Origin of the sequence: Bacillus sp. GMs2/2, assembly GCF_050172095.1 — a bacterium.
GTDB classification, from domain to species: domain Bacteria; phylum Bacillota; class Bacilli; order Bacillales; family Bacillaceae_G; genus Bacillus_A; species Bacillus_A cereus.
The window spans coordinates 1-1538 of record NZ_JBNLYE010000638.1 but is presented as its reverse complement, the minus strand read 5'-3'; the positions used below and the strand labels follow the sequence as shown (position 1 = coordinate 1538).

The following is a 1538-nucleotide window of genomic DNA, read 5'->3' as shown; positions in this document are numbered from 1 at the left end:
CCTATAAAAATTTCTACTCTTAAAGGAAAGATCTTTTCAAGAACGAATCAATATCTAACATACAAATAATGGAGGTGTGAAGTTTGGAATATGGATATTTTGCACAAGAAGTAGCAAAACAACTAGATATAAACACCAATACACTTCGCAGATGGTCAATTGAACTAGAAAAAATGGAATATATATTTGAAAGAAATGAGCGTAATCAACGAATTTACTATGAGAATGATATAGATATCTTAAAGCAAATGAAAGAATACTTAAATCAAAACTGGAAACTAGAAGAAGCTGCAACAAGAAGTATGGAAAGCATGGAAAATACTGAAGAGAACGCTCAGAAAACGGATAGCGTTCATGAGGAAAATGAAGTTCAAGTAACGCTCAGAAAACGTTCAGAAACTGATATTTTGATGATTCAAGAAAAATTTTCTCACATGCTTGAGCAACAAGATAAAATTGTACAACAAAACCAAGATATCATTAAATTGTTATTACAGGAACGCTCAGAAAAAGAAGACAAAGATCTACAGATTCAGTTATTACAAGAAAAACTGGATAAAGCAATTGAACTATTAAATGAAGATCGCCAAGAACAGCAAGATAACACCAAAAAAACGTTCATTCAACGTTTATTTAATTTAAATTAAATCAGATATACGTTTTTTATCAAATATATCTAATTGAGCAAAAAAAGCGGTAGCTACCGTTTTTTTTTTGCTCATCCTTACAACACGAATATGTAGTTTTGTAAAAAAAAATTCTATGATACGTTTTTTCTTGTTAAATTTCGAAGAGTGTAGTTTTTTACAACTTGTGTTACTAATCCTAACTAGAATAAATAGCCTGTGATACATGATGCTATTATAAGGGTTGATTAATTACATAAACTTTCTACTAAAATCATCAAAAAGCATCATGTCATTGGTAAAGAATACTTATAATTCAGTGGTATGCTCAAAAATAGAAAGCTTGTAAAAGCGATTAGTGACATGTCTTGGTCACAATTTCAAACAATGTTGAAATATAAAGTAAAGTGGTGTAGTGAACAATTAGTTGTAATATCTAAAACATTTGCTTCTAGTCAATTATGTTCCAATTGCAACTATAAAAACATAGATGCTAAAAATCTAAACATTCGTGAGTAGGATTATCCTTATTGTGGCACACGTCATGATAGAGATCGTAACACAGCGCTCAATCTTAGAAATGAAGCTAAACATAAGAACTATCGGGATAGCCTACTGAATTAGAAACCGTTTGGCTTCTGTACTTAGGTATCCATTACCTCAAGGATACTAGGTACTCAGTTGTCCAATATATTTTTCTTAACATATCTTATTGGACCTTTCTTATGGATTCAAAAAACTCTTTATATCGCTAATAAAAACATGTTAATCCTATTTCCTAAAATTAGTTAAGTGTTTACTTTGTCAATTTTTAGGTAAGATTGACAAATCCTCTAATTTCTTAACCACATAATAAACCTGTATAGGAAACTCCATGTTTTTTCTAGTCTTCTTTAATTCATTTTGCCAGAC

General features: G+C 30.2%; 1 protein-coding gene and 1 pseudogene. Both read left to right on the top strand.

Translation table 11 applies throughout. The features are described 5' to 3' along the window. The first annotated feature begins 83 nt into the window (after positions 1 to 83). Positions 84 to 647, top strand: coding sequence for a MerR family transcriptional regulator (locus ACQGS6_RS28205; RefSeq protein WP_000455692.1), 564 nt, complete (start codon positions 84 to 86; stop codon positions 645 to 647). 231 nt (positions 648 to 878) lie between these two features. Further along, positions 879 to 1250, top strand: a pseudogene (locus ACQGS6_RS28200) (RNA-guided endonuclease TnpB family protein); the annotation flags it as partial. Positions 1251 to 1538: the final 288 nt, after the last annotated feature.